The following is a 408-nucleotide window of genomic DNA, read 5'->3' as shown; positions in this document are numbered from 1 at the left end:
CGGCCTGACCGACGACGAACGTCGTATCGTCATGCGCAACCTGGGCTTCTTCTCCACCGCCGACTCCCTGGTCGCCAACAACCTGGTGCTGGCCGTGTACCGCCTGATCACCAACCCGGAGTGCCGCCAGTACATCCTGCGCCAGGCCTTCGAAGAAGCGATCCACACCCACGCCTACCAGTACTGCATCGAATCGTTGGCCATGGATGAAGGCGAGATCTTCAACATGTACCACGAGATCCCATCGGTCGCTAAAAAAGCCGCCTGGGGCCTGAAATACACCCGTTCGATCTCCGATCCGAAGTTCGAAACCGGCACCGTCGAAACCGACAAAGAGCTGCTGCGCAACTTGGTCGCCTACTACTGCGTCCTGGAAGGCATCTTCTTCTACTGCGGCTTCACCCAGAT

1 protein-coding gene is annotated in these 408 nt (G+C 58.6%); it reads left to right on the top strand.

What is annotated here, in order from left to right:
* A partial coding sequence (locus HX868_RS30560; protein WP_177005436.1) for a ribonucleotide-diphosphate reductase subunit beta occupies positions 1-408 on the top strand: 408 nt, incomplete at both ends.

The sequence above is a fragment of the Pseudomonas reactans genome, from assembly GCF_013385825.1.
GTDB classification, from domain to species: domain Bacteria; phylum Pseudomonadota; class Gammaproteobacteria; order Pseudomonadales; family Pseudomonadaceae; genus Aquipseudomonas; species Aquipseudomonas reactans.
Note: the sequence above shows the minus strand (reverse complement) of the source record. Positions and strands in the feature narration are given on the sequence as shown.